Origin of the sequence: Paraburkholderia sp. SIMBA_054 (assembly GCF_046534875.1) — a bacterium.
GTDB classification, from domain to species: Bacteria; Pseudomonadota; Gammaproteobacteria; order Burkholderiales; family Burkholderiaceae; genus Paraburkholderia; species Paraburkholderia hospita.
This window is the reverse complement of the sequence record NZ_JAWRXV010000732.1, coordinates 1-274: the sequence shown is the minus strand read 5'-3', so window position 1 is coordinate 274 and position 274 is coordinate 1. Positions and strand designations below refer to the sequence as shown.

The window sequence follows — 274 nt, the reverse complement described above, 5'->3', positions numbered from 1 at the left end:
AACCAACATTTCGGGAGCCGCACGCTCGTTCGATAGCGGCTCCGCCTTTTACTGGATATGAGATCATGACCGACACCTACGATTACATCGTGGTTGGCGCGGGCACGGCAGGTTGCGCCCTCGCGAACCGGCTTTCCGCAGACCAGAACCGCTCCGTGCTGCTGCTGGAGGCAGGCGGAAAGGACAATTACGCCTGGATCCACATCCCGGTCGGCTATCTCTATTGCATCGGCAATCCACGCACCGACTGGTGCTTTACCACGGAAGCCGAACC

At 59.5% G+C, this 274-nt stretch carries 1 protein-coding gene; it reads left to right on the top strand.

Annotated elements, in window-relative coordinates:
* Positions 1-65: 65 nt before the first annotated feature.
* Positions 66-274 (top strand): lycopene cyclase family protein (locus SB822_RS57030; protein ID WP_410859097.1); only part of this gene is annotated, 209 nt, incomplete at its 3' end.